Annotated in this window: 23 protein-coding genes; 5 read left to right on the forward strand and 18 right to left on the reverse strand. The window is 66.0% G+C overall.

Going from position 1 to position 26,930, the window contains the following annotated elements; genetic code table 11:
• Positions 1-21: 21 nt before the first annotated feature.
• Entirely contained in the window at positions 22-1,152 is a 1,131-nt protein-coding gene (gene chrA, locus ACT7DK_RS14700) for a chromate efflux transporter (protein ID WP_445400413.1), read from the forward strand.
• 9 nt (positions 1,153-1,161) lie between these two features.
• Here chrA and ACT7DK_RS14705 read toward each other — a convergent pair whose 3' ends face one another.
• The 6 genes from ACT7DK_RS14705 to ACT7DK_RS14730 form a co-directional block, all read right to left on the reverse strand.
• Positions 1,162-3,630, reverse strand: coding sequence for a heavy metal translocating P-type ATPase (locus tag ACT7DK_RS14705; protein ID WP_445400416.1), 2,469 nt, complete (start codon positions 3,628-3,630; stop codon positions 1,162-1,164).
• Between the two features lie 86 nt (positions 3,631-3,716).
• On the reverse strand, positions 3,717-4,115 hold the full coding sequence (gene cueR / locus ACT7DK_RS14710) for a Cu(I)-responsive transcriptional regulator (RefSeq protein WP_445400418.1): 399 nt from the start codon (positions 4,113-4,115) through the stop codon (positions 3,717-3,719).
• A gap of 137 nt (positions 4,116-4,252) precedes the next feature.
• Positions 4,253-4,444 carry a heavy-metal-associated domain-containing protein gene (locus ACT7DK_RS14715; RefSeq protein ID WP_445400420.1) on the reverse strand — a complete coding sequence of 64 codons (192 nt, stop codon included), beginning with the start codon at positions 4,442-4,444 and terminating at the stop codon, positions 4,253-4,255.
• A gap of 71 nt (positions 4,445-4,515) precedes the next feature.
• Entirely contained in the window at positions 4,516-7,632 is a 3,117-nt protein-coding gene (locus ACT7DK_RS14720) for an efflux RND transporter permease subunit (protein ID WP_445400422.1), read from the reverse strand.
• Positions 7,633-7,634: 2 nt separating this feature from the next.
• A complete protein-coding gene (locus ACT7DK_RS14725; protein ID WP_445400424.1) occupies positions 7,635-9,233 on the reverse strand; it encodes an efflux RND transporter periplasmic adaptor subunit in 1,599 nt (532 codons plus the stop codon).
• Positions 9,233-10,489: a TolC family protein gene (locus ACT7DK_RS14730; protein WP_445400426.1), complete on the reverse strand. Its 1,257-nt coding sequence runs from the start codon at positions 10,487-10,489 to the stop codon at positions 9,233-9,235. Before ACT7DK_RS14730 ends, ACT7DK_RS14725 begins: the two co-directional genes overlap by 1 nt.
• A 173-nt stretch (positions 10,490-10,662) precedes the next feature.
• Between ACT7DK_RS14730 and ACT7DK_RS14735 the strand changes: the two genes are divergently transcribed.
• Positions 10,663-12,099, forward strand: coding sequence for a heavy metal sensor histidine kinase (locus ACT7DK_RS14735; RefSeq protein WP_445400428.1), 1,437 nt, complete (start codon positions 10,663-10,665; stop codon positions 12,097-12,099).
• On the opposite strand, the gene ACT7DK_RS14740 is transcribed toward ACT7DK_RS14735, so the two are convergent.
• From ACT7DK_RS14740 to ACT7DK_RS14785, 10 genes are all read right to left on the reverse strand, one after another.
• Positions 12,053-14,365, reverse strand: coding sequence for a heavy metal translocating P-type ATPase (locus tag ACT7DK_RS14740; RefSeq protein WP_445400430.1), 2,313 nt, complete (start codon positions 14,363-14,365; stop codon positions 12,053-12,055). The two genes, ACT7DK_RS14735 and ACT7DK_RS14740, sit on opposite strands and share 47 nt — an antisense overlap.
• 9 nt (positions 14,366-14,374) lie before the next feature.
• Positions 14,375-15,031, reverse strand: coding sequence for a methyltransferase family protein (locus ACT7DK_RS14745; RefSeq protein WP_445400432.1), 657 nt, complete (start codon positions 15,029-15,031; stop codon positions 14,375-14,377).
• A 4-nt stretch (positions 15,032-15,035) separates the two neighbouring features.
• Positions 15,036-15,263, reverse strand: a complete 228-nt coding sequence (locus tag ACT7DK_RS14750) for a DUF2933 domain-containing protein (protein ID WP_094041293.1) — start codon at positions 15,261-15,263, stop codon at positions 15,036-15,038.
• A gap of 49 nt (positions 15,264-15,312) precedes the next feature.
• Positions 15,313-15,663, reverse strand: coding sequence for a hypothetical protein (locus tag ACT7DK_RS14755; RefSeq protein WP_445400434.1), 351 nt, complete (start codon positions 15,661-15,663; stop codon positions 15,313-15,315).
• Positions 15,664-15,792: 129 nt separating this feature from the next.
• Positions 15,793-16,116: a hypothetical protein gene (locus tag ACT7DK_RS14760; RefSeq protein ID WP_157772189.1), complete on the reverse strand. Its 324-nt coding sequence runs from the start codon at positions 16,114-16,116 to the stop codon at positions 15,793-15,795.
• Between the two features lie 374 nt (positions 16,117-16,490).
• Positions 16,491-16,886, reverse strand: coding sequence for a hypothetical protein (locus tag ACT7DK_RS14765; RefSeq protein WP_445400436.1), 396 nt, complete (start codon positions 16,884-16,886; stop codon positions 16,491-16,493).
• A gap of 133 nt (positions 16,887-17,019) precedes the next feature.
• Positions 17,020-17,412 carry a c-type cytochrome gene (locus ACT7DK_RS14770; RefSeq protein WP_445400438.1) on the reverse strand — a complete coding sequence of 131 codons (393 nt, stop codon included), beginning with the start codon at positions 17,410-17,412 and terminating at the stop codon, positions 17,020-17,022.
• Between the two features lie 67 nt (positions 17,413-17,479).
• Positions 17,480-17,965 (reverse strand): cupredoxin domain-containing protein, encoded by a 486-nt coding sequence (locus ACT7DK_RS14775; RefSeq protein ID WP_445400441.1) that lies wholly within the window; start codon positions 17,963-17,965, stop codon positions 17,480-17,482.
• A 45-nt stretch (positions 17,966-18,010) separates the two neighbouring features.
• Entirely contained in the window at positions 18,011-18,931 is a 921-nt protein-coding gene (locus ACT7DK_RS14780; protein ID WP_445400443.1) for a copper resistance protein B, read from the reverse strand.
• Positions 18,932-18,948: 17 nt separating this feature from the next.
• Positions 18,949-20,766, reverse strand: a complete 1,818-nt coding sequence (locus tag ACT7DK_RS14785; protein ID WP_445400445.1) for a copper resistance system multicopper oxidase — start codon at positions 20,764-20,766, stop codon at positions 18,949-18,951.
• Between the two features lie 199 nt (positions 20,767-20,965).
• Between ACT7DK_RS14785 and ACT7DK_RS14790 the strand changes: the two genes are divergently transcribed.
• On the forward strand, positions 20,966-21,646 hold the full coding sequence (locus ACT7DK_RS14790; protein ID WP_445400447.1) for a heavy metal response regulator transcription factor: 681 nt from the start codon (positions 20,966-20,968) through the stop codon (positions 21,644-21,646).
• 56 nt (positions 21,647-21,702) lie between these two features.
• Here ACT7DK_RS14790 and gabT read toward each other — a convergent pair whose 3' ends face one another.
• Together gabT and ACT7DK_RS14800 are read right to left on the reverse strand one after the other, a co-directional pair.
• Positions 21,703-22,983 carry a 4-aminobutyrate--2-oxoglutarate transaminase gene (gabT, locus tag ACT7DK_RS14795; protein WP_445400449.1) on the reverse strand — a complete coding sequence of 427 codons (1,281 nt, stop codon included), beginning with the start codon at positions 22,981-22,983 and terminating at the stop codon, positions 21,703-21,705.
• Positions 22,984-23,008: 25 nt separating this feature from the next.
• Entirely contained in the window at positions 23,009-24,472 is a 1,464-nt protein-coding gene (locus tag ACT7DK_RS14800) for an NAD-dependent succinate-semialdehyde dehydrogenase (RefSeq protein WP_445400451.1), read from the reverse strand.
• Between the two features lie 207 nt (positions 24,473-24,679).
• Here ACT7DK_RS14800 and ACT7DK_RS14805 point away from each other — a divergent pair, with 207 nt between their 5' ends.
• Entirely contained in the window at positions 24,680-25,612 is a 933-nt protein-coding gene (locus ACT7DK_RS14805) for a LysR family transcriptional regulator (RefSeq protein ID WP_445400453.1), read from the forward strand.
• A 267-nt stretch (positions 25,613-25,879) separates the two neighbouring features.
• On the forward strand, positions 25,880-26,887 hold the full coding sequence (locus ACT7DK_RS14810) for a TRAP transporter substrate-binding protein (protein ID WP_445400455.1): 1,008 nt from the start codon (positions 25,880-25,882) through the stop codon (positions 26,885-26,887).
• Positions 26,888-26,930 lie beyond the last annotated feature (43 nt).

A 26,930-nucleotide genomic window follows, 5' to 3' on the forward strand; every position in this document is an offset into this window, starting at 1 on the left:
GTCTAAAAATGGGTAATATACATGTTTCAGGTGTTCTGGCAGTTCTTCAAGCTGGGCTGGGTCAGCTTCGGCGGCCCCGCCGCCCATATCGGTTATTTTCAGCGCCACTTCGTGCAAGAACTCGGCTGGATCCCGCAGGATCGTTTCGCCTCCACCCTCGCCCTGTGCCAGTTCCTGCCCGGGCCGGCCTCCAGCCAGCTCGGCTTCGCCATCGGCTACCAGCGCGCCGGCCTGGGCGGCGCCGTCGCCGCCTTTATCGGCTTCACCCTGCCCTCCTTCCTGCTGATGCTGGGGCTGGCCCTGGCCGGCCAGGCCTGGGCCAGCCAGCCCGCCGCCCTGGCGGCGATCGCCGGCCTCAAGCTGTTCGCCCTGGTGGTGGTGGCCGACGCCGTGCTGACCATGGCCGGCCAATTCTGCCGCCAGCGGCTGACCCTGGCACTGGCGGTGGGCACCGCCGCCCTGCTGTGGCTGGTGCCCGGGCTGCCCGCCCAGTTCACCGCCCTGCTGGCGGCGGCCCTGGTGGGCGCCCTGTGGTTGCGGAAAACCGGCGGGGACAGCCACCGGAAAATAGGCCCCAACTGGCCCTTTCTGTTGCTGTTCGCCGGCCTCTTCCTGCTGCCCTGGCTGCTGCATCTGGACGGCACCGCCCGGATCTTCGCCGACTTCTATCAGGCCGGCAGCCTGGTGTTCGGCGGCGGCCATGTGGTGCTGCCGCTGCTGCAGGGCCTGCTGGGCGAGCGGATAAGCAGTGAGGCCTTCCTCACCGGCTACGCCGCCGCCCAGGCCATGCCCGGCCCCATGTTCACCCTGGCCACCTTTCTCGGCGCCGAGCTGTGGCCGGCGTCACCGGTGCTGGGCGCCCTGGTGGCCACCTTCGGGGTGTTCCTGCCCGGCTTCCTGCTGCTGCTGGCACTGCAGCACGGCTGGCAGGCATTGGCGGCCCGGCCGCTGATGGCCGGCGCCGTCACCGGCATCAACGCCGCCGTGGTGGGGTTGTTGCTGGCGGCGCTGTACCAGCCGGTGTTCGTCAGCAGTGTCACCGGCGCCCCGGCCCTGGCCGCCGCCGCCCTGGGACTGCTGGCCCTGCGGGTGTTCAAGTGCCCGCTGCTGGTGCTGATCCCGGCCTTTATGCTGCTGGGCTTCTGGTTGTAGGCTCCGGGCTCACAGCTTCACCCTTTTCAGGCGCAAGGCGTTGCCCACCACGAAGACGCTGGACAGGGCCATGGCGCCCGCCGCCACCATGGGCGACAGCAGCAGGCCCAGCGCCGGGTAGAGGGCACCCGCCGCCAGCGGGATCAGGCTGGCGTTGTAGGCGAAGGCCCAGAACAGGTTCTGGCGGATATTGCGCAGGGTGGCCCGGCTGATGGCCAGGGCATTGGGCACGGCGCGCAGATCCCCGCCCATCAGCACCACCTCCGCCGCTTCGATGGCGATGTCGGTGCCGGTGCCGATGGCGATGCCCACCTCCGCCTCGGCCAGGGCCGGGGCGTCGTTGATGCCGTCGCCCACGAAGGCCACGGCCCCGAAGCGCGCGCGCAGTGCCTGCAACGCCGCCACCTTGCCGTCCGGCATCACCTCGGCCACCACCTCGTCGATGCCGAGCTCGGCGGCGATGGCCGCGGCGGTGCGCCGGTTGTCGCCGGTGATCATGGCGACCTTCAATCCCAGACGGTGCAGGGCGGCGATGGCCTCCGGCGTGCCCTCCTTGACCGGATCCGCCACCGCCATGGCCGCCGCCAGGCGACCGTCGACCACCACGTAGAGCGGGCTCTTGCCGGCCGAGGCCAGCCCGGCGGCGGCCTCGCTCACCTCGTCCAGGCTCAGCCCCAGCTGTGTCAGGTAGCGATCGGCGCCCACCTGCAACCGCCGGCCGGCGACGGTGGCGGACACCCCCAGCCCCGGCAGCGCCTCGAACCCTTGCGGCTCGGCCAGGGCCAGGCCCCGCGCTTCGGCCGCCCGGACGATGGCCTCGGCGATGGGGTGCTCGGACTGCCGTTCCACCGCCGCCACCAGGGCCAGCACCTCGGCCTCGTCGAACCCCGGCCGCACCAGCAGCTCGGTCAGCTCCGGCCGGCCCCGGGTCAGGGTACCGGTCTTGTCCAGGGCGATGACGCTCGCCTCGCGCAGGCTTTGCAGCGCCTGACCCTTGCGAAACAGTATGCCCATGTCGGCGGCCCGGCCGGTGCCGACCATGATGGAGGTGGGCGTGGCCAGGCCCATGGCGCAGGGGCAGGCGATGATCAGCACCGCCACGCCGTTGACCAGGGCGAAGGTGAGCGCGGGCTCGGGCCCCAGCCACAGCCAGACCAGGAAGGTCAGCACCGCCACCGTCATCACCACCGGCACGAACACGGCGGTAACCCTGTCCACCAGCGCCTGGATCGGCAGCTTGGCGCCCTGGGCCTGCTCCACCATGCGGATGATCTGGGCCAGCAGGGTATCGGCACCCACCTTGACGGCCTCGAAGCCGAGCGCGCCGTTCTTGTTGACGGTGCCGCCCACCACCTCGTCCCCTACCTGCTTGGCCACCGGCACCGGTTCGCCGGTGAGCATGGACTCGTCCACATAGGAACTGCCCTCAAGCACCCGCCCGTCCACCGGGATCCGCTCCCCCGGGCGCACCTGCACCCGGTCCCCCACCCGCACCTCGGCCAGGGGGACTTCCCGCCATTCCTCCCCACGCCGCACCCGGGCGGTCTTGACCTGCAGGCTCAGCAGCCGGGCGATGGCCTCGCCGGTGCGCCCCTTGGCCCTCGCCTCCAGATAGCGGCCGAGCAGGATCAGCGTCACGATCACCGCCGCCGCCTCGTAGTAGACATGGCGGCTGCCCGCCGGCAGCCAGTGGCCGGCGAAGGTGGCCACCACCGAAAACCCCCAGGCTGCCAGGGTGCCCAGGGCCACCAGGGAGTTCATATCGGGCGCGCCGCGCACCAGGGCAGGCAGCCCCTTCTGCAGAAAGCGCAGGCCGGGGCCGAACAGCACCAGGCTGGTGAGCACGAACTGGACTCCCCAGTTGAGCGACCGGCCCAGGGTCTGCTCAAGCCAGTGGTGCATACCGGGCACGAAATGGGCGCCCATCTCCAGCACGAACACCGGCAGGGTCAGCACCGCCGCCAGCCAGAAGGCCCGCTTGAGGACAAGTTGTTCCCGCTCCCGCCGCTGGCTGTCGTCTTCCCGCTCGGCGGACAGGGGAACGGCGTCGTAGCCGGCCCGGCGGATGGCCTCGACCAGGCTGGCCGCGTCCTGGTTGCCGGCCAGTACCTCCACCCGGGCCTGCTCGGCGGCCAGGTTGACGCTGGCCGACAAGACCCCGGGCAGACCGGCGAGCGCCTTCTCTACCCGCCCCACGCAGGAGGCACAGCTCATGCCGATGATGGCAAGCTCCAGTTGCTCGGTACGGCTGTGGTAGCCGGCTTTTTCCAGGGCAGCGACCAGGGTCGCGGGGGCGACCTCCCGGTCCAGGATGAGTTCGGCGCTTTCCGCGGCCAGGTTGACCGAGGCCGACTGCACCCCGGGTGTGGCAAGCAGCGCCTTTTCCACCCGTCGCACGCAGGAAGCGCAGGTCATGCCTGCAATCGGCAACCTGAGGCGATGCTCGTCAAGAAAAGCGGTTTGAGGTAATGCGGTCATGATGGAATTCCTCGGTTTGACATTATGGGCTGACTATCAGGCTTACCATCATGGGAAGGTCAAGCCACCATGGCGATTTTTCCGCATTATTCTTTCGTCGGGCCGGAGAGCCGTTCCAGTATGGCGCAGTCGGGGTGATCATCTCCCGGGCAGGCGGCGATCAGTTGTTCCAGGGTGGCTTTCATGGCGGCCAGCTCCCGCATCTTGCTCTCCACTTCCGCCAGGTGCTGCTCGGCCAGCTCGCGTACCGCCCGGCTGGCCCGGTGCGGATCCCGCCGCAGCCGGAGCAGGTCTTCAATCTGGCGGATGGAAAAGCCCAGCACCCGCGCCTGGCGGATGAACTTGAGTTCCTCGACGCTGTGCTGGTCGTATTGCCGGTAGCCGGCCTCGGTGCGGGTCGCCGGCCTGAGCAGGCCGTTCTGTTCATAGTGGCGGATCATCTTGGCCGACACCCCGGTCCGCCGCGCCGCTTCTCCGATATTCATGGGAACCTCCGTAGTGCCGTCATCCGGTATGGTGCTCCATCCCTGGATGCCCGCCTGCGCGGGCATGAGGGTGCGGTGTCACTCCCGCAAAGGCGGGCGTCCATGGCGCACCGCGGTTAAAAAGATGTCCGCCCGGCTCAGGCCGGCGGGTAGCCGGCCTCCACCAGGGCCTCGATCACCTCGTCCCGGTCGACGGCGCTCTCCACCTGCAGGCGGTGCGCCGCCAGGTCGAATGCCAGCACGCAGTCTGGATCCAGTTCTTTCAGCGCCCGGCTGATGGCGCCGGTGCAGTGGCCGCAGCTCATGTCGGGCAGGGTAAAGGTCAGCATCACTCTCTCCTCGGGTCTGATTGCTTCACCCTTAGTTTCAACCTGACCACAAGGGTAAGGTCAAGCCCTTTTTACGACCGTTCCAGCCGCCGCTCGTTGATCCAGGCGTAGAGCGCCGGTATCACCAGCAGGGTCAGTATGGTCGAGGACACCATGCCGCCCACCATGGGGGCGGCGATGCGGCGCATCACCTCGGAGCCGGTGCCGGTGCCCCACATGATCGGCAGCAGGCCGGCCATCACCGACACCACCGTCATCATCTTGGGCCGCACCCGCTCCACCGCGCCCTCGATAACGGCGATATAGAGATCGGCCGCCGCCGGGGCCCGTCCCTCCGCCCGGCACTGGCGGCACAGCGTCTGCCAGGCCTGATCCAGGTAGATCAGCATGATCACCCCGGTCTCGGCCGCCACCCCGGCCAGGGCGATAAAGCCCACCGCCACCGCCACGCTCAGGTTGTAGTCGAGCCACCACAGCAGCCAGACTCCGCCGATCAGGGCGAAAGGCACCGACAGCATCACGATCAGGGTCTCGGTCAGGCGCCGGAAGTTGAGGTAGAGCAGCAGGAAGATCAGCGCCAGGGTGGCCGGCACCACCAGCTTCATCTTCTCCATGGCCCGTTCCATGCTCTCGAACTGGCCGCTCCACACCGCGTAGTAGCCGGGCGGGAAGGACACCTGCTCCTGCACCGCCTGGCGGGCCTCGGCCACGTAGCCGCCGATGTCCCGCTCGCGGATGTCGACGTAGATGTAGGCCGACAGCAGGCCGTTTTCGGTGCGGATGCCCGGCGTGCCCTGCTCGATGCGGATGTCCGCCAGCTGGCCGAGCGGGATCAGGGCCCCGTCCATGCCGGCCACCAGCACCTCGCGGGCGATGGTGTCCGGGTCGCCGCGCAGTTCGCGCGGGTAGCGCAGGCTCACGCCGAAGCGCTCCCGCCCCTCCACCGTGGTGGTCACCAGCTCGCCGCCCAGGGCGGCGGCGATCACCGACTGCACCTCGGCCATGCTCAGGCCGTAGCGCGCCAGCTGGCGCCGATCCGGGCTGATGGTGAGGTAATAGCCCCCGGTCAGGCGTTCGGCGAAGGCGCTGCTGGTGCCCGGCACCTGCCGCACCACCGCCTCTATCTGCCGCGACAGCCGCTCTATCTCCTGCAGATCCTGGCCGAACACCTTGATGCCGATGGGGGTCCGTATGCCGGTGGAGAGCATGTCGGTGCGCGCCTTGATCGGCATGGTCCAGGCGTTGGCGATGCCGGGCAGGCTGACCGCCTGGTCCAGCTCGGCGATCAGCCCGTCCAGGGTCAGGCCAGGGCGCCACTCCCGCTCCGGTTTCAGGTTGATCACCGTCTCGAACATCTCGAGCGGGGCCGGATCCGTGGCCGAGTTGGCCCGCCCGGCCTTGCCGAACACCGAGGCCACCTCGGGAAAGCTCTTGATGATCTTGTTCTGGGTCTGCACCAGCTCGGCCGCCTTGGTCACCGACATGCCCGGCAGCGAGGCGGGCATGAACAGCAGGGTGCCCTCGTTGAGGCTGGGCATGAATTCGCTGCCGAGCCGGGCATAGGGCCACCAGGTACTCACCAAAGCCGCCACCGCCAGCAGCAGGGTCAGCTTCTTCCAGCGCAGCACGCCGTGGATCCAGGGCCGGTACAGCCACATCAGCACGCGGTTGACCGGGTTGCGCCGCTCGGCAATGATGCGGCCGCGCACGAACATCAGCATCAGCACCGGCACCAGGGTCACCGACAGCAGGGCGGCCCCGGCCATGGCGAAGGTCTTGGTGTAGGCCAGCGGCGAGAACAGCCGTCCTTCCTGATCTTCCAGCGCGAACACCGGCAGGAAGGACACCGTGATGATCAGCAGGCTGAAGAACAGCGCCGGGCCCACCTCCTGGCAGGCCTCCAGCATGATGGCATGGCGCGACTTGCCCGGCGGCGCCCGCTCCAGGTGCTTGTGGGCGTTTTCGATCATGACGATGGAGGCGTCGATCATGGCGCCGATGGCGATGGCGATGCCGCCCAGGCTCATGATGTTGCTGCCCAGCCCCAGGGCGCGCATGCAGATAAAGGCGAACAGGATGCCGAGCGGCAGGGTGACGATGGCCACCAGGGCGCTGCGCGCATGGAGCAGGAACACGAAGCACACCAGGGCCACCACCAGGCTTTCTTCCAGCAGCTTGAGGCTGAGGTTGTCGATGGCGCGCTGGATAAGCTCGGATCTGTCGTACACCGGCAGCAGTTCCAGCCCCTCGGGCAGGCCCGGCGCCAACCGGGCCAGGGTCTGCTTGAGGTTGTCGATCACCGCCAGGGCGTTCTCGCCGTAGCGGGCCACGGCGATGCCGCCGACCACTTCCCCCTCACCGTTGAGCTCGGCCAGGCCGCGCCGCTCATCCGGGCCCAGCTCGATGCGGGCGACATCCCCCAACAACACCGGCACGCCCTGGCTGGCCTTGAGCACTATCTGGCGCAAATCTGCCACCCCGGTCAGGTAGCCGCGCCCCCGCACCATGTACTCGGTTTCGCTCATTTCCACCGCCCGGCCGCCCACGTCCAGGTTGCTCTGGCGGATAGCCTCGGCCACCTCCATGAACGACAGGCCGTAGGCGCGCAGCCGCACCGGATCCACCACCACCTGGTACTGGCGCACGAAGCCGCCCACCGTCGCCACCTCGGCCACGCCCTGGGCCTGGGTCAGCTGGTAGCGGATAAACCAGTCCTGCAGGGTGCGCTGCTCGGCCAGATCGTGCCGGTCGGACTGCAGCGCGTACTGGTACACCCAGCCCACCCCGGTGGCGTCGGGCCCCAGGCTGGGCGTGACGCCCGCCGGCAACTGGCCGGCGGCGCCGTTGAGGTATTCCATCACCCGCGACCGGGCCCAGTAGAGATCGGTGCCGTCTTCGAAGATCACGTACACGAAAGAGGCGCCGAAGAAGGAAAAGCCCCGCACCACGCTGGCCTTGGGCACCGACAGCATGGCGGTCACCAGCGGATAGGTGACCTGATCCTCCACCACCTGGGGCGCCTGGCCGGCGTAGTCGGTATAGACGATGACCTGCACGTCCGACAGGTCCGGAATGGCGTCCAGGGGTGTCTGCCGTACCGCCTGGAGGCCGCCGATCACCAGCAGCCCGGTCAGTATCAGCACGATCAGCCGGTTGTTGAGCGACCAGGCAATGACTGCGTTCAGCATGATCAGTGCCCTCCCTGCGCCGCATGGGCCTGCTCGCCGTGGCCACCGTGGTCGTGGCCGGCGTCCGGCACCACGGCAGCGGCGCCGTGACCGGCATGGCCGTGGCCGGCGTCCTGCGCCATGGCAGTGGCGCCGTGCTCGCCATGGCCGTGGCCGGCGTCCTGCTCCATGGCAGCGGCGCCGTGACCGGCATGGCCGTCATGCTCCCGGCCGTCGCCCGCCTCCCCCGGCCCGGCGCCGCCGTTCATGCCCTGCAGGGCGGCCATCAGGTTGCTTTCGGCATCGATCAGGAAGTTGGCGGAGGTCACCACCCGCTCGCCGGGGGCCACCCCGGCGGTCACCCGCCAGTAGCCGTCGTGGCGGCCGGCGGTGGTCAGCTCCCGCGGCTCGTAGAGCCCCTCGGCCAGGGCGACGATGGCCACCCGGCGCCGGCCCGAGTCGATCACCGCCGAGTCGGGCAGCGCCACACCCCGGCCGAGGTCGTGGTGCAGCTGCACCCAGGCGAACTGGCCGGGTTTGAGCCGGCCGCCGGGGTTGTCCAGCTCGACCCGCACCCGGAGGGTGCGGGTGTCGCCGTTCAGCACCGGGGCCACAAAGGCCACCCGGCCGTCGAAGGTCTCGCCGGGATAGGCTTCCAGGCCGATGGAAACCGGCCGGCCCGGCTCGGCCAGCGCCAGCTCCTGCTCGGGGATCTCGACCTGCAGCCAGAGCCGGGACAGATCGGCCAGCCGGAACAGCTCCTCGCCGGGCATGAAACGGGCGCCTTCCAGCACCGGCTTGGCCAGCACGGTGCCGCCGCGCGGCGCCGGATAGGCGATGGTGCGCCTGGGCTCGCCGCCCCCGCGCAGGCGCGCCAGCTCCGCCTCGGGCAACTGCCACAGCTGCAGCCGGCGCAGGCTGCTGTCGGCCAACTGGGCCAGCCCCCGGCGCAGCGCCTCGTCGCCCCCGGCCAGCCGTTGCAGGCCCCGGTGCGCCAGGCGGTATTCCTGGGCGGCGGCGTAGAGCTCGGGGCTGTATACCTCGAACAGCGGCTGGCCGGCCTCCACCCGCAGGCCGGTTTCCTTCACCAGCAGCCGTTCGACCCAGCCCTCGAAACGGGGCGCCACCGAGAACAGGGCGCCCTCGTCCGGCTCCAGGGTCGCCACCGCCCGCAAGTTGCGGCTGAAGTCGCGCTCCTGCACCCTTTCGGTCCTGACCCCCAGCTTCTGCACCTTGTCGGCGGACACCCTGACCTGGTTGGGGCCGGTCACCTCGCTGGCATAGACGGGGATGTAATCCATGCCCATGGGATCCTTCTTCGGCACCGGCGAAGTGTCGGGCAAGCCCATGGGATTGCGGTAATAGAGGATGCGCCCGGCCGGTTCCGCGGCCGGCTCCTGCTCGAACACCGGGAGATAATCCATGCCCATGGGATCCTTCTTCGGCACCGGCGAAGTGTCGGGCAGCCCCATGGGATTGCGGTAATAGAGGATGCGGGGGCCGGCGTCGGCCGCCTGGGGAGCATGGAGAGCAGGGGCGGCCTGCTGCTGGCCCAGCCAGTAGCCGCCGCCCGCCAGCATCAGCCCCGCCGCCGACAGCAGCAGTGTGGACATGGCTTTCATTATTGTTCTCCTGTCAGGGTCAGCAGGGCGTTTTCGGCCCGGAAAAGTGCCACTTCGGCCATCAGCTGGTCCTGGCCGAGCCGGCGGATCTGCTGCTGGGCATCCAGCAGCATGGCAAATTCCACCCGGCCGGTGGCGTACCCCGCCAGCGCCGATTCGAAGGTCAGCTCCGCCTGGGGCAGCAGGCTGTGCCGCAGCAGTTCCAACTGCTGCCGGCTGCCGTCCCGCCGGGCCACCAGGCCGTGCACGGCCTGCTCCAGCTCGCGCCGGCCCGCGTCTGCCAGGGCCTGGCTGCGCGCCAGCATGGCGCCGGCCTCGGCCCGCTCCGCCCGCCGCGCGCCCTGCTGCAGGGGCAGCCGCACCGACAGCATCAGCTCGACGTTGTCGAGCTCGTTGCCCATCTGCACCGCCGACAGCCCCACCCCCACCTCGGGCCTGTTGTTCAGTTGGCTCTGCCGGTAGCGACTGTCGGCGGCCTGCCGCTGCTGCTCCAGCGCCTTCAGGCCCGGGTTGCGGGCCAGGGCCCGCTCTCCCCAGTCGGCCTCATGGCCGAGCAATTCGGGCAGGCTGTCGGGCTGGCCGCCCAATGCGGCCGGCGCCAGGTTGAGCAGGCCGGCCAGCTCGGCCCGGGCGGCTTCCGCCTCGGCCAGCAACGCCAGTTGCTCGTTACCGAGCATGGTGCGCTCGGCCTGGGCCCGCAGCACCTCGGCCTGGGCGCCGAGACCGACGGCATAACGCTGCTGGGCGGTCTGCTCGACCTGCTCGATCAGCAATTCCAGGTGCCGGTTGATGCGCTGGCTTTCCCGCGCCTGGTACCAGTCGGCGTAGGCCGCGCGCACCTGGCCACGCAGCCGGAGCCGTCGCTGCTCGCGCTCGAATCCGGCCTGGCGGCTGCCCGCCTCGGCCCGCTCCACCTCGAGCCCGCGTGTGCCCCAGCGGGGCAGCATCTGCTCGATGCCGTACTTCATTTCCCCCACCCGGCGCGGCGCCAGGGTGGGGTTGTCGGGGTCGATGCCCATCCATTCGATGCGCAGCACGGGGTCATCCCAGGCGCTGGCCATGACGATGGCCTGGCGGCTGGCTTCGACCTCGGCGGACATGGCGGCAAGCTCGGGATTGTGCCGTTCGGCCAGCTCCAGCAAGGCCGGCAGGTCGAGGGAGGCGGGGGCTTCCGCCAGGGCGGGATTCATCAGGGCAAGGCCGACCAGCACGGCGGCCAGCCGGTCACCAACGGCACGGCGGGGGGGTTCTTTCATGGGGGCATCCACTGTTCTATAACCATGGTTACAGCATGGCTGTTCAACCTGATGCCAAGCTGACGACAGCATTACATTTCTGTCATCCGGGCAGATGGGGGGAACAAAATGGTAAAGTGGCCGCCATTGCATAGCGTTACCTCATAGACCCGGCAAGGAGTCCGACCGCCAAGATGGGCAGCTTTCTCTCCCTGACCACCCGCCTGAGCCTGCTGTTCGGCGTGACCATGATCGGCATCTGGAGCCTGGTCAGCCTGGTGCTGATCCAGTCCCTGGACCACCATTTCGACCAGCAGGACCATGCCGATATCCAGGGCAAGCTGCAACTGGCCCGCAACTTCCTCGCCACCCACCTGCAGGGCGACGGCCAGCGCTGGCCCCTGCTGGAAGAGCACCTCAACGACGCCCTCTCCGGCCACGGCAGCCACTATATCCTGATGCTGGATCCGGACGGCCGGGTGCTGGTCGATGCCCGGCCGCCCGGTGCCCGCCAGCCGGGGCTGGCCAGCCTGCCCCTGGCGATGCCGCCGTCGGCCAGTTGGCAGCAAACCTGGGAGGAGCAGGGCATCGTCTATCGCGGCCTGGCCGAATGGGAAGACTTCGGCCCGCCCCTGCCCTGGCCCGGCGCCCCCGAGCGGGTGCTGATCCGGGTGGTGCTGGACACCAGCTATCACCAGCACTTTATCGACGACATCAAGAAGGGGCTGGCCTGGTTTACCGGCGGCATCGCCCTGATCTCGGTGCTGCTGGGCTGGCTGGCCTCCCGCCTGGGGCTCAAGCCGTTGCGGGAGCTGGCCTCGGTGTCCACCCGGGTCAGCGCCGCCAAGCTCGATCACCGGCTGTCGCTGGCGCAGGCGCCGGTGGAGCTGCACGCCCCCATCCAGGCCTTCAACGCCATGCTGGATCGGCTGGAGGACTCCTTCCGGCGGCTGTCCGAGTTTTCCTCGGATATCGCCCACGAGCTGCGCACCCCGGTCAACAGTCTGATGATGCAGACCCAGGTGGCACTATCTCGGGAGCGCGACGCCGACGACTACCGGGAAGCGCTGTACAACAACCTGGAGGCGGCCGAACGGCTGGCGCGGATGATCGGCGAGATGCTGTTTTTGGCCAAGTCGGAGCAGGGGCTGCTGACCGTGCAGGCCGAAGAGGTCGATCTGGCCGGGGAAGTGGACGAATTGCTGGAGTTCTTCGAGCCCTTGGCCAGCGAGCAGCAGCTGCGGCTGCGGCGCCGGGGCGAAGCCCGGCTGCACGGCGATCGCGCCATGCTGCAACGGGCCTTCAGCAACCTGCTGTCCAATGCCATCCGCTATACCCCGGCCGGGGCCGAGATCCGGGTGGAGATAGGGCGGGACGACGACGCCGTGATCGTGGCCGTCGCCAACCCGGGCACCCCCATCCCCGCCGAGCAGTGGCCGCGCCTGTTCGATCGCTTCTACCGCGCCGACAGCGCCCGCCAGTCGGCAACCGACGGCACCGGCCTGGGGCTGTCCATCGCCAAGGCCATCGTCCAGGCCCACGGCGGTACCCTGTCGGTGCACTCCGACGAGCACGAAACCCGCTTCAGCGCCCGCTTTCCCCGGACGCGCCCGCCAGGGGCGTCCGCTTGAGCCGGAGCGAGTTGCCGACAACCGACAGCGAGCTGGCGGTCATGGCGACCACCCCTATCATGGGGTGCAGCAGCCCCAGGGCGGCGATGGGAATGGCGGCCACATTGTAGCCGGAGGCCCACAGCAGGTTTTCGACTATCTTGCGGAAGGTCAGCCGCGAGAGGTGCGCGGCCTGCACCACGCCGCCGAGGCGGTCGCCGATCAGGATGACGTCGGCGGCCTCCACCGCCACATCGGCGCCGGCGCCGATGGCGATGCCCACGTTGGCCTGCTTCAGGGCCGGAGCGTCGTTGATGCCGTCCCCCACCATGGCCACCCAGGGCCCCACCTCGGCCTGCAGCTCCCGCACCTTGTCTATTTTGCCTTCCGGCAGCACCTGGGCGTAGACGCTGTCGATGCCCACCTGGGCCGCCACATGCCGGGCGGCCCGCTCGTTGTCGCCGGTGAGCATCACGGTGCGGATGCCTATGGCCTTGAGCGCGGCCACCGCCTCCCGGGCATCGGCCTTGAGGGTGTCGGCGATGGCCACCACCCCGACCAGCCGGTGCTCCCGGGCCACATAGAGGGCGGTCTTGCCCTGCTCCTCCAGCCCGGCCAGCGCCCCCGCCAACTCGTTCGTGTCCAGCCCGCATTCGGCCATCCAGCGGCCGTTGCCCACCCGCACCAGGGCGCCCCCGATAGAGGCCTGCACGCCCCGGCCGTTGAGGGCCTCGAAGGCCTCGAGCGGCGGCAGCGCAAGATGCGCTTCCCCGGCCCTGTCCCGCAGCGCCTGGGCGATGGGATGCTCGGAGCCGACCTCGACCGCCGTGGCCAGCACCAGCAGCTCGTCCGCCGACACCCCCCCGGCCGGCACCAGATCGGTCACCACCGGCTGTCCCCGGGTCAGGGTGCCGGTCTTGTCGAACACCACCACCCGGATGTCCTTGAAAGTCTGGATGGCCTCGCCGGAGCGGTACAGTATGCCCAGCTCGGCGCCCCGCCCGGCCCCCACCATCAGGGCGGTGGGCGTGGCCAGGCCCAGGGCGCAGGGACAGGCGATCACCAGCACCGCCACGCTGGACAGCAGGGCCACCAGGGGCGCCGACAGTTCCGGATTGACCCAGGGCAGGAAGCCCGCCCCCCAGTACAGGATGCCCCGCAACGCCTCGCCGAAGCCGAGCCAAACCGCCAAGCTGAGCAGGCTTGTCAGCAGCACCAGGGGCACGAAGCGGCCGGTCACCCGATCCGCGAACTCCTGGATCGGCACCTTGGAGCCCTGGGCCCGCTCCACCAGGCCGATCACCTGGGCCAGGAAGGTATCTTCCCCGACCCGGGTGGCGCGCACTCGCAGCAGGCCCTCCTTGTTGATGGTGGCCCCGATCACCCCGTCGCCGGGGACCTTCTCGACCGGCAGCGGCTCGCCGGTGGCCAGGGACTCGTCCACATGGCTGGCCCCCTCGATCACCTCGCCGTCGGAGGGGATCTTCTCGCCGGGGCGCACCACCATCAGGTCGCCCACCCGCACCTCGCCGATGGGCAGCTCCACCTCTTCGCCGTCGCGCAGCACCCGGGCACTCTTGGCGCCCAGCGCCAGCAACTGGCGGATGGCCTGGGACGCCCGGCCCTTGGCCCGGCTTTCCAGGTAGCGGCCGAGCAGGTGAAAGGTCATGATGGTCGAGGCCATTTCCATAAAGGAGGTCATGGGGAACAGGAAGCCGACCAGGCCGATCAGGTAGGGCGGCAGACTGCCCAGGCTGATGAGCACGTCCATGTTGGCGGTTCTGTTGGTGAGCGCCTTCCAGGCGGACACATGGGTGGCGGCACCGGCGACGAAGACCGGCACCACCGCCAGCAGGGCGACCAGCAGCAGGTAGCCCGGCACCGGCAACCAGAACATCTCCACCATCATCAGCAGCATGATCAGGGTGGTGGGCACCCCGGCCAGCCACAGCCGCCTGCGGGCATCGCGCAGGTAGGCTTCCTCGGCCTCGGCGCCGGCCTCGGCCTCCCCTTTCAGCCCCGCATGGGCCACCTCGTAGCCGGCCCGCTCGACCGCCGCCCTGAGCGCGGCCACATCGGTCCGGCCGGCGTCGAACATCACCGTTACCTTGTGGGTGGCGATCTGGGTGCTGACCGCCGTGACCCCGGGCAGGCGCCGCAGCGAGGTGCCGACCAGGCCGGCGCAGTGGTCGCTGCCCATGCCGGGGACGATCAGGGTCGCTTCGGCAGGCCCGCCGCCCGGCGCCCTGCCGGAGGCCTTCGCCTCCCTTGGTATGCTGTCCATCATCTCTTCTCCTTATCTGGCAACAGGGCCGCCCGCTCCCGGCAGGCGGGGGAAGAAGGCCGGCACCCGTTGCCGGTAGGCCTCCCATTCGGCCCCGAAGGCATCCCGGGTGCTTTGCTCCTCCTGCCGGGCCAGGCGCACGTACATCACCACCAGCACCGGGAACATCAGCAGGGTCAGCAGCGTCGGCCACTGCAGCAAAAAGCCGGCCATGATCAGCACGAAGGCCGCATACTGGGGGTGGCGGAGCCGGGCATAGGGCCCGCTCTGGGCCAGTTGCCCCTGGCGCTGGGCCCGGTAGAGCACCCTCCAGGCGCTGGCCAGCAGCAGGAAACCGCCGAACACCAGGATATTGCTGAGAATATGCAGCAGGCTGAAATGGGGGTTGCCGCTCAGCCCGAACAGGGTGCTCCACAGGTGGCCGGCATCGTGGCTCAGGGGATCCAGTTGCGGGTAGCGCCCCTGCAGCCAGCCGGCCAGCAGGAACAGGGTCAGCGGCACGCCGTACATCTCGACGAACAGCGCCACGATAAAGGCGGCGAAGGTGCCGAAGGTGCGCCAGTCCCGCCCACTCCGGGGCTTGAAAAAGCTGAACGCGAACAGGATGAACACCAGGGAGTTGAGCACCACCAGTCCCCAGAGGCCATAGGCCGGAATATCATGATCCATAAGTTCAGTCTCCCTTGTGGTGGTGATCGTCACCGCCACCCCCGCCGTGGCCCCGGTGCATAAAGAGGTGCATCAGGGGGCAGAGCAGGATGATGAGATAGGGCAAGGCGCCCAGCAGGTGGGCGCGGTGCTCCTGCCACAGAAAGAACAGCGCCACGGCCGCGAACACCAGCAGAATGGGCCAGAAGCCGCGGGGCCCGGAGGCCGGGCCAGGGTTGGAATCCTTGTTCATGGGGATCTCCCGAGGGGGGCCGGCCCGACAAGGCGCCGGCCGCCGGTGGTTAGTTCTGCATCTGGCCCATGCCCATCTGCCCCATGTGCTCCATCATCTGCCGGCACATGGCCATGTGCTCTTCCATCTGCGCCATGGACTGGGTCATGAACTCCAGGTGCTCCGCCAACAACCGCTCGCGTTCGGCGGGATCCTGCGTCTGTTGCAGCGCCGCCATCTGGTCGCGCATGGTCTGCATTCGCTCCTGCATCATGCCCATCTGCTGCTGCCGTTCCATCATGGTGGCGGCATCAACCGGCTTGGCCGGCTCGGCGGGGGCGTGGTGGGCTTCTTCGGCCAGCACCGGCGACAGGTTCAGCATCAGGCCCAGGCCGGCGGCGATAAGAATATGTTTGCTCATGGTGATATTCCTCATTGGTCTGTAAAGGGGAAGGCACGGCCACCGACGGTGGGGGGGCGCTCCCTCTGGATAACGGGGTAAGGCGAGAATGAGCGCCGGGCACGAAGGCTCCGGCTGCCGAGGGGAATATCAGATACGCAGGCGAACGGTGGCGAGATAGCGCGGCAGCTTGGCCAGGGGCGGCGCCCCGGGTTCGGCCAGTACCGCCAGACGCTGAAGATGCGGCGCCGCCGGCTGCAGCGGCGGGGAAGGAGGAGCCAGGAACAGCGTGAGCAGCCGCCCCTGGTCGCCCGGCTTGATAAAGGGCTCGGATTCATCCAGCCCCTGCTGATGGCAGATCACCTCTTCGGCCTCGGCCTGGTGCGCCAGGCTGTCGAACACCGGCTCGGCCAGGCAATGGAGGGGCAGCAACAGCACCCACAGGCTCAGCAGGCACACCAACAGGCTTGCCACCGGCCGTGATCTTTCATTGCTGAACGGGTGCCTCATGCTCCCTCCCGGATAACCGATCTGCAAACTCAGTCTAAACAATATCAGTTTAGGTGAGTTGATATGCCCTGGTGTTGATTTTGATCAACAAGGACTCTTTAACAGAGCATATCTGACCTGCCCTGGTTTTTGGGCACGATTAAGACTTATCAAAAAGCCATCAAGAACAACTCAAGAAAAAGCCGACCATAAGGCCGGCAAAGAAACATCCATCAGAGTCAAAAAACAACTTAAACCAAGACCTTTACACAAAGAAAAACATGGCGCTCAATATTAAAAGACATCAACAACTACGATTACCAGCAACCTGTACATTCAAGATAAAACAATATAAATCACTAATGCCTGTTCATGCGCTCCTGAAACCGGTCGACACCGTCGGTTCCGTTAGGACCAACGTTTAAATATACCTTTGCCGGAGCCGGTTTCGCTTGGCTTTGATCATTTCGTAGTTTTGCCATTTTTTCCTGAAGGCGATCCACACCATCGGAGCCATTGCTGCCAATATTCAGATACACTGTTGCAGGCACACAGTCTGCCGGGGCTTTTCCTTCCTTTTTGGCTCGCAATGCCGACATCTTTGCTTGCAAGCGATCGACTCCATCACTGCCAAAGTTTTCGGTGCTTAAGCAGACCTGAGCCGGTTTTTTATCAGAAAAAGTATCGGATGCCTGTAGTGTAGGCATCATCAATATGGCAGCAACAACGAGAATGGAGCTAGTGGTTTTTTTCATGATGCTTTCCCTCTTAACTTATGATGGGTAATTTAATTCTTAAGTTAAGAATAGCAACAGAAGCTGACCTTGCACTGACAAAATCATTACATTACTGTCATCTAAAAGTAATAACAGACATCAATAAGAAATGCTATTTAATGCCTTTTTTACGCTGTTCATGCCGTATATATTCGATAACGGCACTCACATCGTCATGTTCCAGGTCAGGAATGGCTGGCATATCACCAAAAGGCCAGTGATGAGCGCGAACCCCCTTTTCCACGGCGAGGTAAAAGGATCTGTCTCCATGATGAGATGGCTCGTAAATTTTGTGTATAAAGGGAGGTCCCTGCCTGGTTCCTTGCAGGGTAACACCATGACAGCTTGCGCAGTTGTCACTGTATAACTGCTTACCAAGGTTCAACCTCTCTTTTTCTTCTTCCTTTGCAGCAGTAATTAAGCTTTTATTAAACAACACATATAAAATCACTGGGAGAGCAACAACGGCAATACCGGACCAGATGATTGTTTTTGATGATTTCATCACTATTACCCATATACCCCGTGAGTCAGGAAAAACGGCATGGAGCCTGGCTCCATGCCGCCGCCAATTACATCACCTGGATGGATCCCTTCATCCCGGCTTCCATATGGCCGGGCAGCAGGCAGGCGAAGTCGACGGTGCCTGGCTGATCGAATTTCCATACCAGGCCGCCACGCTGCCCCGGCTGCAGGCTGACCATATTGGCTTCGGCATGCTTCATGTCCGGCATTTGCCGCATCATCTCGGCGTGCTCCCGGAGCGATTCGATATCCCCTATCACCAGCTCATGCGCCAGTTTTCCGGCATTTTTGACAAACAGCCGTATGGTCTCCCCTTCTTTTACCTCTATATGTGCCGGGGAAAAACGCATGTCGTCGCCCATCACCACCTCGATGGTGCGGCTGACGTCGGCGGCCTTGCCGGGCTGGCCGACGCCATGCATCCCCTGGTTCATCGAGGCCATGTCATGGCCCTGGTGGCCGCCATGTTCGCCAGCGGCCAGGGCCAGCCCGGGCAGGAGGGTCAGCACGATCACGGACAGTGTCTTTTTCATCTTGTTTTTCCTTGTCGTCAGTTTATTGCGGTGTATTAAATGGCGTTAAAACCAGAAGCGGACGCCGGCCACCCAGCGGGTTTCCTGGGTCGATTCACCCTCGGCCCTTACCATGTCCGCGGTATTGCCCAGGGTGGCGGCCCATTCCCAGCCCACATAAGGGGCAAACTGGCGGCTGAGCTCGTAACGCAGGCGGGCGCCGGCCACCAGTTCGGATAGCCCTTTGCCCTGGCCTCGCTCGGCATCGTCTTTGCCATAGGCGCTCAGTTCAGCCCTGGGCTGCAATACCAGCCGCTGGGTCAGCAGCAGTTCGTATTCCGCCTCCAGCGCCAGCGCCGTCTGCCCCTGCTCGCCCAGGTAGGCGGTGGCATCCACCTCGAACCAGTAAGGGGCCAGGCCCGACATGCCCAGGGCCAGCCAGCCCTGATCCGGGCCATGGCCGGTGTCGTAACGCACCCCGAGCTCGGTATTCCAGAATGACGATACCGCGTGGCTCCACAACAGCTCGGTGCTGGCCTCTTCCAGCCGCCCTCCGATGAGGTCGCCTTCCGCCTTCAGTACCGCCCGATCGTAGTCGCGGCCGACCCAGGCGCGGGTGTCGTACACCCAGGCATGGCCTTCACCGGCATCGACCCGCTCCAGCCGGTCCACCAGCACCCCGCCGAACAGGTGTTCGTCCGCCAGCCGGAGCTGGCGTGGCCCGGGCAGCGTATAGGGGCCTTCATCCAGGGTGAAGCCGCCGGAATAGGCATGGGGATCCCGGGCATCCGTCGGCGCCGATCCGCCCTGCATCTGCATATCGCCGTGGTCCATGCCCTGCATCTGGCCGTGGTCTGCCTGGCTTGTTTGATGTTGTGGCACATCGGCTGCTGTGGTCCCATGGCCCGCATGGGGCTCCTGGGCCCAGACGGACGCCGCCGGCAACACCACCAGCGCCAGTAAAGTGTTGTTCCATCTGGATTTCATTTGGGCTTTCCTCCTGCTCATGACACCACCACCATGCGGAACATCCCCGCGTCCATATGGAACATCAGGTGGCAGTGCCAGGCCCAGCGGCCCAGGGCGTCGGCGGTCACCAGAAAGCTGATCCGCTGGGCCGGCTGCACCGGTATGGTATGGCGACGAACCAGAAAATTCCCCTCCGGGCTTTCCAGCTCGCTCCACATGCCGTGCAGGTGCATGGGGTGGGTCATCATGGTGTCGTTGTGCAGTATGATGCGCACCCGCTCCCCGTAGCTCAGGTGGATGGGGGTGGAGCCGCCGAATTCGACCCCGTCGAAGGACCAGGTGTAGCGCTCCATGTTGCCGGTGAGGTGCAGTTCGATTTCCCGCTCCGCCGGGCGCGGATCCAAGGGGCCGCCGGGGGTGCGCAGATCGGCCAGGGTCAGCACCCGGCGGCCGTTGTCGCGCAGGCCCACGCCGGGATCGTCCAGGTTGGTGCGCGGCATGTCCACCCGCATGTCGACGCTGGGGCCGTATTCGGTGCTGGCGTGCCTGACTTCGCTGCTGGCCACGGCCAGGCCGCCGGCCATGGTGCCGTGTCCCATAGCACCGTGATCCATACCCGTCATATTGCCATGGTCCATCCCGGCCATATTGCCGTGGCCCATGGCCGCGTGATCCATGCCCGCCATGGCACCGCCGTGGTTGCCGTGATCCATGGCGCCCATCATATCGGCCATGGTCAGTTGCTGGACCGGATCGATCGGCGGCACGGCGGCACTCAGCCCCTCGCGGGTGGCCAGGGTGCCCCGGGCGTAGCCGGTTCTGTCCATGGCCTGGGCGAACAGGGTGTAGGCCTCGGCGGTGGGTTCCACGATCACGTCGTAGGTTTCACCGGGGCCGAAGCGGAACTCGTCCACGTCTACCGGCTCTACATTCAAGCCGTCGGCCTGTACCACGGTCAGCTTGAGGCCGGGAATGCGCACGTCGTAAAAAGTATTGCCGGCCCCGTTGATAAAGCGCAGCCGCACCCGTTCGCCGGGTTTGAACAAGGCCGTCCAGTTGCCCGCCGGCGTGGTGCCGTTCATCAGGTAGGTCAGGGTCTCGGCCGACAGATCCGCCAGATCGCTCGGGCTCATGCGCATCTGGTTCCACATCTGCCGTTTAGCAAGAGCGCTGCCCACGCCGCCTTCGGCCATATCGCGGAAAAAATCGACGACCGTCGGCTGGTTGAAGTTGTAGAAATCGCCCTGGTTCTTGAGTTTGCCGAATACCCGCATGGGGTTTTCGTCGGTCCAGTCGGACAGCAGCACCACATGCTCGCGATCGGCCATGATGGGATCGGCCTCGGCCGGATCGATGATCAGGGCGCCGTACATGCCGGTCAGCTCCTGCATGCCGGAATGGGAGTGATACCAGTAGGTGCCGCTCTGCTCCAGCTTGAAGCGGTAGGTAAAGGTTTCGCCGGGGGCGATGCCGGCAAAGCTGATGCCGGGCACCCCGTCCATCTCGTAGGGCAGTATGATGCCGTGCCAGTGGATGGAAGTGGGCTCCTTGAGCTTGTTGACCACCCGGATGGTGACCTCGTCCCCTTCGCGCATGCGCAACGTCGGGGCGGGAATGGAGCCATTGATGGTGGTGGCCATGCGCCGCTTGCCGGTGAAATTGACCGGCGATTCGTCGATCACCAGCTCGAATTCGGTGCCGGTCAGCACCGGTGCCGACCCGGTCAGGGTACCCGGACTGGCCGCCCGGGCGGGTGTCAGCAGGGGCGACAGCCCCAGGGCCACGCCGCCGGCGGCCAGCCCCTGCACAAAACGCCGGCGCGGCAGGTCCGGCATTCGATTGGAATGCGTCATCTCGTTCCCCTCTCCCTATTTGGCTTATTTGTATTTCATTGCGCTGGATCATACAAAACGGCCACTTTCCGGGAGATGACGCCATCATTACAACCTTGTAATGATGGCGTCATGGACGGGTCAGGTAGCGGGGCTAGCCTTGAGCTGACACCCCGGCCGTGCTAAAGCTAACGCACCGAACACCATGATGAATCCGTTGATGAAACTGCTGGTCATAGAAGACGAAATCAAAACCGGGGACTACCTGAACCGGGGGCTGAGCGAGGCCGGTTTTGTGGTGGATCTGGCGCGCACCGGGCTGGATGGCCACCACCTGGCGATGGTCGAACCCTACGATCTCATCATCCTCGACGTGATGCTGCCCGACGTGGACGGCTGGCGCATAGTGCAGTCGCTGCGCGACGAGGGCCGGCAGGTGCCGGTGCTGTTCCTGACCGCCCGCGACAGCGTGGAGGACAGGGTCAAGGGGCTGGAGCTCGGCGCCGACGACTACCTGGTCAAGCCCTTCGCCTTTGCCGAACTGCTGGCCCGGGTGCGCTCCCTGCTGCGCCGGGGCAGCGCCGCCCCCCAGGATGACCGCCTGCAGGTGGCCGACCTCACCCTGGAGCTCTCCCGGCGCCGGGTCAGCCGGGGCGCCGAGCGCATCCACCTCACCAACAAGGAGTTCGCCCTGCTGGAGCTGCTGGTTCGCCGCCAGGGCGAGGTGCTGCCCCGCTCGCTGATCGCCTCCCTGGTATGGGACATGAACTTCGACAGCGACACCAACGTGATCGACGTGGCCATCCGCCGGCTGCGCGCCAAGATCGACGACGGCTTCGAGCCCAAATTGATCCAGACGGTGCGCGGCATGGGCTATACCCTGGAGCTGCCCGAAACATAAAAAAAGCGGGCCAAGATGGCCCGCCAAAAGGTTATGACATCGACGTTTTCACTGACTCATATCAGATCCGCCAGCACTTGCTCCAGCAGATCCAGCCCCTCGTTGACCACTTCCAGCGGCGAGGTCAGCGGCGGCAGGAAGCGGATCACGTTGCCCCGTACCCCACAGGACAGCAGGATCACGCCCTTCTCTATGCCCTTGGCCACTATCGCCTTGGTCAGCTCGGGGTTGGGCTGATCCACGTCCCCATTATGGATCAGCTCCATCGCCACCATGGCGCCCAGGTTGCGCACCTGGCCGATATGGCGGGGATACTTGGCCTGCAGCTCGGACAGGCGCTTGTTCATCAGCTCGCCCAGGGCCAGGGCCTTGGCGCACAGCTGCTCTTCTTCGATGATCTTCAGCACTTCCAGCGCCGCGGCGCAGGCCAGGGGGAAGGCCGCGTAGGTGCCGCCCAGGCCGCCCGGGTTGGCGGCGTCCATGATGTCGGCCTTGCCGACCACGCCCGCCAGCGGGAAGCCGCCGGCAATGCCCTTGGCCATGGTCATCAGATCCGGCTCGATGCCGGCGTATTCGGTGGCGAACAGCTTGCCGGTACGGGCGAAGCCGGTCTGGATCTCGTCACAGATCAACAGGATGCCGTGCTGATCACACAGGGCGCGCAGTTTCTGCAGGAAGGACGGCGGCGCGGGGTAGAAACCGCCCTCGCCCTGCACCGGCTCGATGATGATCGCGGCCACCCGGCCCGGCTCGATGTCGCAGTGGAACAGCTCATCCAGCGCCTTGAGCGACTGGGCCTCGGTCACGCCGTGGTAGGCGTTGGGGTACGGCAGGTGGTAGATCTCGCCCGGGAAGGGGCCGAAGCCGGCCTTGTAGGGCGCCACCTTGCCGGTCAGGCCCATGGCTAGGTTGGTCCGGCCGTGGAAACCGCCGTTGAAGGCGATGACGCCGCTGCGTTTGGTGTGGGCGCGCGCTATCTTGACCGCGTTTTCCACCGCCTCGGCGCCGGTAGTCACGAACATCGCCTTCTTGGGGCTGTTGCCCGGCGCCAGCGCCACCAGCTTCTCGGCCAGCTCGACCACGCTCTCATAGGGGGTGACCATGGCGCAGGTGTGGCTGAAGCGCTCCAGTTGGGCGGCCACGGCGGCCTGGATGCGCGGGTGGCTGTGGCCGGTGTTGACCACGGCGATGCCGGCGGCGAAGTCGATATAGCGGCGGCCTTCCACGTCCCAGATCTCGTTGTTTTTAGCCTTGTCCACGTAGAGGGCGGCCATGTTGCCCATGCCCCGGGCGAAGACGGCATCTTTGCGTTGTTGCAGCTCTTGGTTCTTGTTCATCGTCTTGTCTCCTGAAAAGTCCTGCTCAGCGGATGCCGCCCATGCACAGGTATTTGGTTTCCATGTAATCTTCCAGCCCCTGGGCGGAGCCTTCACGCCCCAGACCGGATTCCTTGACGCCACCGAAGGGCGCCGCTTCGTTGGAAATGATGCCTTCGTTGATGCCGATCATGCCGTACTCGAGTGCCTCGGCCACCTTCCAGATGCGAGCGTGGCTCTCGGTATAAAAATAGGCGGCCAGGCCGTAGGGGGTGTCGTTGGCGATGGCAATCGCCTCGGCATCGTCCCTGAAGCGGATCACCGGCGCCACCGGGCCGAAGATCTCCTGTTGGGCGATCTCCATGTCCTGGGTCACCCCGGTCAGAATGGTTGGGGTGAAGAACAGCTCGCCGGCCGGGTGACGTTGGCCGCCGGTCAGCAGCCGGGCGCCCTGGCTCTGGGCCCGGTCCACCATGGCGGCGATCTTGTCTATCGCCGCCCGGTTGATCACCGGCCCCATGGTGGTGCCCTCTTCCAGGCCGTTGCCCACCACGAACTTTTCCACTTCCTCTTTAAAGCGGGCCATAAAGGCGTCGTAGATGCCGTCCTGCACCAGGATCCGGTTGGCGCACACGCAGGTCTGGCCGGCGTTGCGGAACTTGGACGCCAGGGCGCCGGCCACCGCCGCCTCCAGGTTGGCGTCGTCGAACACGATAAAGGGCGCGTTGCCGCCCAGCTCCAGGCTGAGCTTCTTCACGGTGTCGGCGCTCTGGCCGTAGAGCAGCTTACCCACCCGGGTGGAGCCGGTGAAGGACAGCTTGCGCACCCGGCTGTCGCCGGTCAGCACCTGGCCCACTTCCGCCGCCCGGGAGCTGGTAATCATGTTGATCACCCCGGCGGGAATGCCGGCCAGCTCCGCCAGGGCCATCAGCGCCAGGGCGGAGAAGGGGGTTTCCTCGGAGGGCTTGACCACTATGGTGCAGCCCGCCGCCAGCGCCGGCGCTATCTTGCGGGTGATCATGGCGTTGGGGAAGTTCCAGGGGGTGATGGCGGCCACCACCCCGATGGGCTGCTGGATGCTCAGGGTACGCCGGTCGGCGGTGGGCGCGGCAAACAGCTTGCCGTAGGCGCGCTTGCCTTCTTCGGCATACCACTCGATATAGGAGGCGCCGTACAGCACCTCGCCCCGGGTCTCGAACAGCGGCTTGCCCTGCTCCAGGGTCATCAGCCGGGCCAGCTCTTCCTTGTGCTCGATGACAAGATCGAACCAGCGGCGCAGCAGCCGGGCCCGCTCCTTGGGATTGAGCGCGCTCCAGCCGGCCAGGGCCTGGCTGGCCGCGTCGATGGCGGCACGGGTTTCGTTTACGCCCATGTCGGGCACCCGGCCCAGCAACTCGCCGGTGGCGGGGTTGTATACGGAAATGGTGGCGCCGCTGTCGGCCTGGCGCCACTGGCCATCGATGTGGCCGGCGTCTTTCACTAGGTTGCGGTTGACGGTATTGATGCTCATAAAACTGCGCCTCGGTGTTGAGTCCATGCAAGCCCCCAGGGGCCGGCCGACAACCACGGCACCGCCATCACAGAATCGCGTTAACACCCGCAATTTATGCCTTCGTCGCCGTGGCCGCATTGGCCATACTTTGATTGCATGTTAGCCTTGCGCTTAAAGTCCTATAAATGATCACGTATCAACATTCACATTTAAGGCCATCAAACTATGAGCCAAGCGAGCAGACCCGTACTGGGGCAAATCGGTGATTACGAAATCCGCCTGCTGAAACTGTTCAAGACGGTGGTGGAGTGCGGCGGCTTTTCGGCGGCGGAAACCGAGCTCAACATCAGCCGCTCTACCATCAGCGTGCACATGGCCAACCTGGAAAACCGGCTCAAGCTCAAGCTCTGCCGGCGCGGCCGTTCCGGCTTCGCCCTCACCGACGACGGCATGGTGATCTACGAATCCGCCAAGCGGCTGTTCGCCCGGCTGGAGGAATTCCGCTATACGGTGAACGAGCTGCACGAACAGCTCACCGGCGAGCTGAAAATCGTGTCCAGCGACAACATCTGGCTGGAGGACGACTTTCCCATGGCCGATGTGTTCGCCGCCCTGGGCGAGCAGGCGCCGGATGTGAACGTAAGCGTGGACGTGGCCCACATGGGCGAGATCGAGCGGCGGGTGCTGAGCGAGGACGCCGACATCGGCTTTATCCACTACCACCGGGATCTGGAAGGGCTGGAATACCACCACCTGTACAAGGTGCGCTGCTTCCTCTATTGCAGCGACCGCCACCCGCTGTTTTATGCCGAGGACGACCGGGTTATCGAACAGCGCCTGGGCGACCACAAGCTCATTCATCCCGGCATCTACACCAACCCGGAGGCCAGCGCCCAACTCGCCGGCCTGCGCCTGGCCGGGCGCGCCTACCACTACGAGCCGAGGGCGGCGCTGATCCTCTCCGGCCAGTATATCGGCTTCCTGCCCGAGAGCTTCGCCCGCCGCTGGGTGGAAGGCGGCCGGCTCAAGGCGCTGCTGCCGGAGCAGAAGAACCATTACCTCGGCATCTCCGCCATCACCCGCAGCCACGGCCGCCAGAGCCGGCTGAAGGAGCTGTTCCTGCAGCTGTTGCAGAGCCACCTGGTGCCCGCCTCCTGAAGACCAAGCCGGTTGCGTCCGTGACCGGCTTCACATAACCTCCATCGAAAATGCTTTAAATATGCACCCTTTTGGTGCTTACTACTGCACCAAGCTGGGTTTTCCGCGTTTTGTTTGACTGGGTTCAAACCAAACATGAATCATTATGTATTTAATCCATGACGGAGCTATCGCAGACTGCGTATACCCCTCAGGGGTAACAAAATATCAACAATAACTTTGGGCCCGCCCAAAGCGATGGAATGTGATAACACAAGGGACTACATCATGACTCGTATCTGGAGCTCAGCTCGTACCAAAATCGCCGCCTCCCTGATCGCCGTCGCCGGCATGGGCATGACCATGGAAGCCATGGCTGCCGACATCACCTGGCGCTTTACCAACCTCTACTCCCGTGGCACCGCCTTCGGTGACGTCTACCAGTCCTTCGCCGACAAGATCGAAGCCGACTCCAACGGCCGCATGAAGATCAACATGCTCTACGCCGGCGAAGGCGTCGACACCACCGGCATCATCGGCGCCACCAAGTCCGGCCTGCTGGACATGGCCGCCCCCTTCCAGCCCATGCACGCCGGTGAAATTCCCTTCGGCGTGGTCGAGGTGGGCCTGCCCGGCTCCAGCGGCACCCTGGAAGAGCTGAACGCCCTGTTCCACGAAAAAGGCTGGGGCGAGATCCTGACCGAAGCCTACGACCGCCATGGCCTGGTGTGGCTGGATCCCTACTTCCAGCCCGGGGTCTACGTCATCACCAAGAAGAAAATCGAATCCATCGAGGACTTCAAGGGCCTGAAGATCCGTGCCCCCGGCGCCTACGGCCGCTTCTTCCGCGAGCTGGGCGCCTCCCCGGTCAACCTGGCCTGGGGCGAGGTCTACACCAGCCTGGCCACCGGCGTCATCGACGGCACCATCGGCTCCAACCTGATCGACCACCGCGACGGCAACTTCGCCGAGGTGGCCAAGTACATGTACCCGCTGCCGGTGTCCAGCGCCCAGGCCCTGCCCGTGCTGGTCAACAAGAACGCCTGGAACAAGCTGCCCGACGACCTGAAGGAAGTGGTCCGCAACGCCGCCAGCTGGCACGCCCAGCAGCAGGCCGAAAAGTCCGCCCTGTGGGAGCAGGACGCGGTCGCCGACATGGAGAAGATCGGCATGCAGTGGAGCCCCGCGGCCTCCGACGCCGACCAGGCCAAGTGGCGTGAAGCGGCCGAGGCGGTCTGGGCCCACTACGGCAAGACCGACAAGTACAGCGCCCAACTGGTCGAGCTGCTCAAGTAACCCTCCACCATGCTGCCCCGCCCAGGCGGGGCAGATCCGTATC

Source organism: Zobellella sp. An-6 (assembly GCF_052487945.1).

Excerpts from the sequence above, each read along its gene's own strand:
- chrA (WP_445400413.1), top strand. The coding sequence starts at position 22 with ATGTTTCAGGTGTTCTGGCAGTTCTTCAAGCTGGGCTGGGTCAGCTTC.
- ACT7DK_RS14705 (WP_445400416.1), bottom strand. The coding sequence starts at position 3,630 with ATGACCGCATTACCTCAAACCGCTTTTCTTGACGAGCATCGCCTCAGG.
- cueR (WP_445400418.1), bottom strand. The coding sequence starts at position 4,115 with ATGAATATCGGAGAAGCGGCGCGGCGGACCGGGGTGTCGGCCAAGATG.
- ACT7DK_RS14715 (WP_445400420.1), bottom strand. The coding sequence starts at position 4,444 with ATGCTGACCTTTACCCTGCCCGACATGAGCTGCGGCCACTGCACCGGC.
- ACT7DK_RS14720 (WP_445400422.1), bottom strand. The coding sequence starts at position 7,632 with ATGCTGAACGCAGTCATTGCCTGGTCGCTCAACAACCGGCTGATCGTG.
- ACT7DK_RS14725 (WP_445400424.1), bottom strand. The coding sequence starts at position 9,233 with ATGAAAGCCATGTCCACACTGCTGCTGTCGGCGGCGGGGCTGATGCTG.
- ACT7DK_RS14730 (WP_445400426.1), bottom strand. The coding sequence starts at position 10,489 with ATGAAAGAACCCCCCCGCCGTGCCGTTGGTGACCGGCTGGCCGCCGTG.
- ACT7DK_RS14735 (WP_445400428.1), top strand. The coding sequence starts at position 10,663 with ATGGGCAGCTTTCTCTCCCTGACCACCCGCCTGAGCCTGCTGTTCGGC.
- ACT7DK_RS14740 (WP_445400430.1), bottom strand. The coding sequence starts at position 14,365 with ATGATGGACAGCATACCAAGGGAGGCGAAGGCCTCCGGCAGGGCGCCG.
- ACT7DK_RS14745 (WP_445400432.1), bottom strand. The coding sequence starts at position 15,031 with ATGGATCATGATATTCCGGCCTATGGCCTCTGGGGACTGGTGGTGCTC.
- ACT7DK_RS14750 (WP_094041293.1), bottom strand. The coding sequence starts at position 15,263 with ATGAACAAGGATTCCAACCCTGGCCCGGCCTCCGGGCCCCGCGGCTTC.
- ACT7DK_RS14755 (WP_445400434.1), bottom strand. The coding sequence starts at position 15,663 with ATGAGCAAACATATTCTTATCGCCGCCGGCCTGGGCCTGATGCTGAAC.
- ACT7DK_RS14765 (WP_445400436.1), bottom strand. The coding sequence starts at position 16,886 with ATGAAAAAAACCACTAGCTCCATTCTCGTTGTTGCTGCCATATTGATG.
- ACT7DK_RS14770 (WP_445400438.1), bottom strand. The coding sequence starts at position 17,412 with ATGAAATCATCAAAAACAATCATCTGGTCCGGTATTGCCGTTGTTGCT.
- ACT7DK_RS14775 (WP_445400441.1), bottom strand. The coding sequence starts at position 17,965 with ATGAAAAAGACACTGTCCGTGATCGTGCTGACCCTCCTGCCCGGGCTG.
- ACT7DK_RS14780 (WP_445400443.1), bottom strand. The coding sequence starts at position 18,931 with ATGAAATCCAGATGGAACAACACTTTACTGGCGCTGGTGGTGTTGCCG.
- ACT7DK_RS14785 (WP_445400445.1), bottom strand. The coding sequence starts at position 20,766 with ATGACGCATTCCAATCGAATGCCGGACCTGCCGCGCCGGCGTTTTGTG.
- ACT7DK_RS14790 (WP_445400447.1), top strand. The coding sequence starts at position 20,966 with ATGAAACTGCTGGTCATAGAAGACGAAATCAAAACCGGGGACTACCTG.
- gabT (WP_445400449.1), bottom strand. The coding sequence starts at position 22,983 with ATGAACAAGAACCAAGAGCTGCAACAACGCAAAGATGCCGTCTTCGCC.
- ACT7DK_RS14800 (WP_445400451.1), bottom strand. The coding sequence starts at position 24,472 with ATGAGCATCAATACCGTCAACCGCAACCTAGTGAAAGACGCCGGCCAC.
- ACT7DK_RS14805 (WP_445400453.1), top strand. The coding sequence starts at position 24,680 with ATGAGCCAAGCGAGCAGACCCGTACTGGGGCAAATCGGTGATTACGAA.
- ACT7DK_RS14810 (WP_445400455.1), top strand. The coding sequence starts at position 25,880 with ATGACTCGTATCTGGAGCTCAGCTCGTACCAAAATCGCCGCCTCCCTG.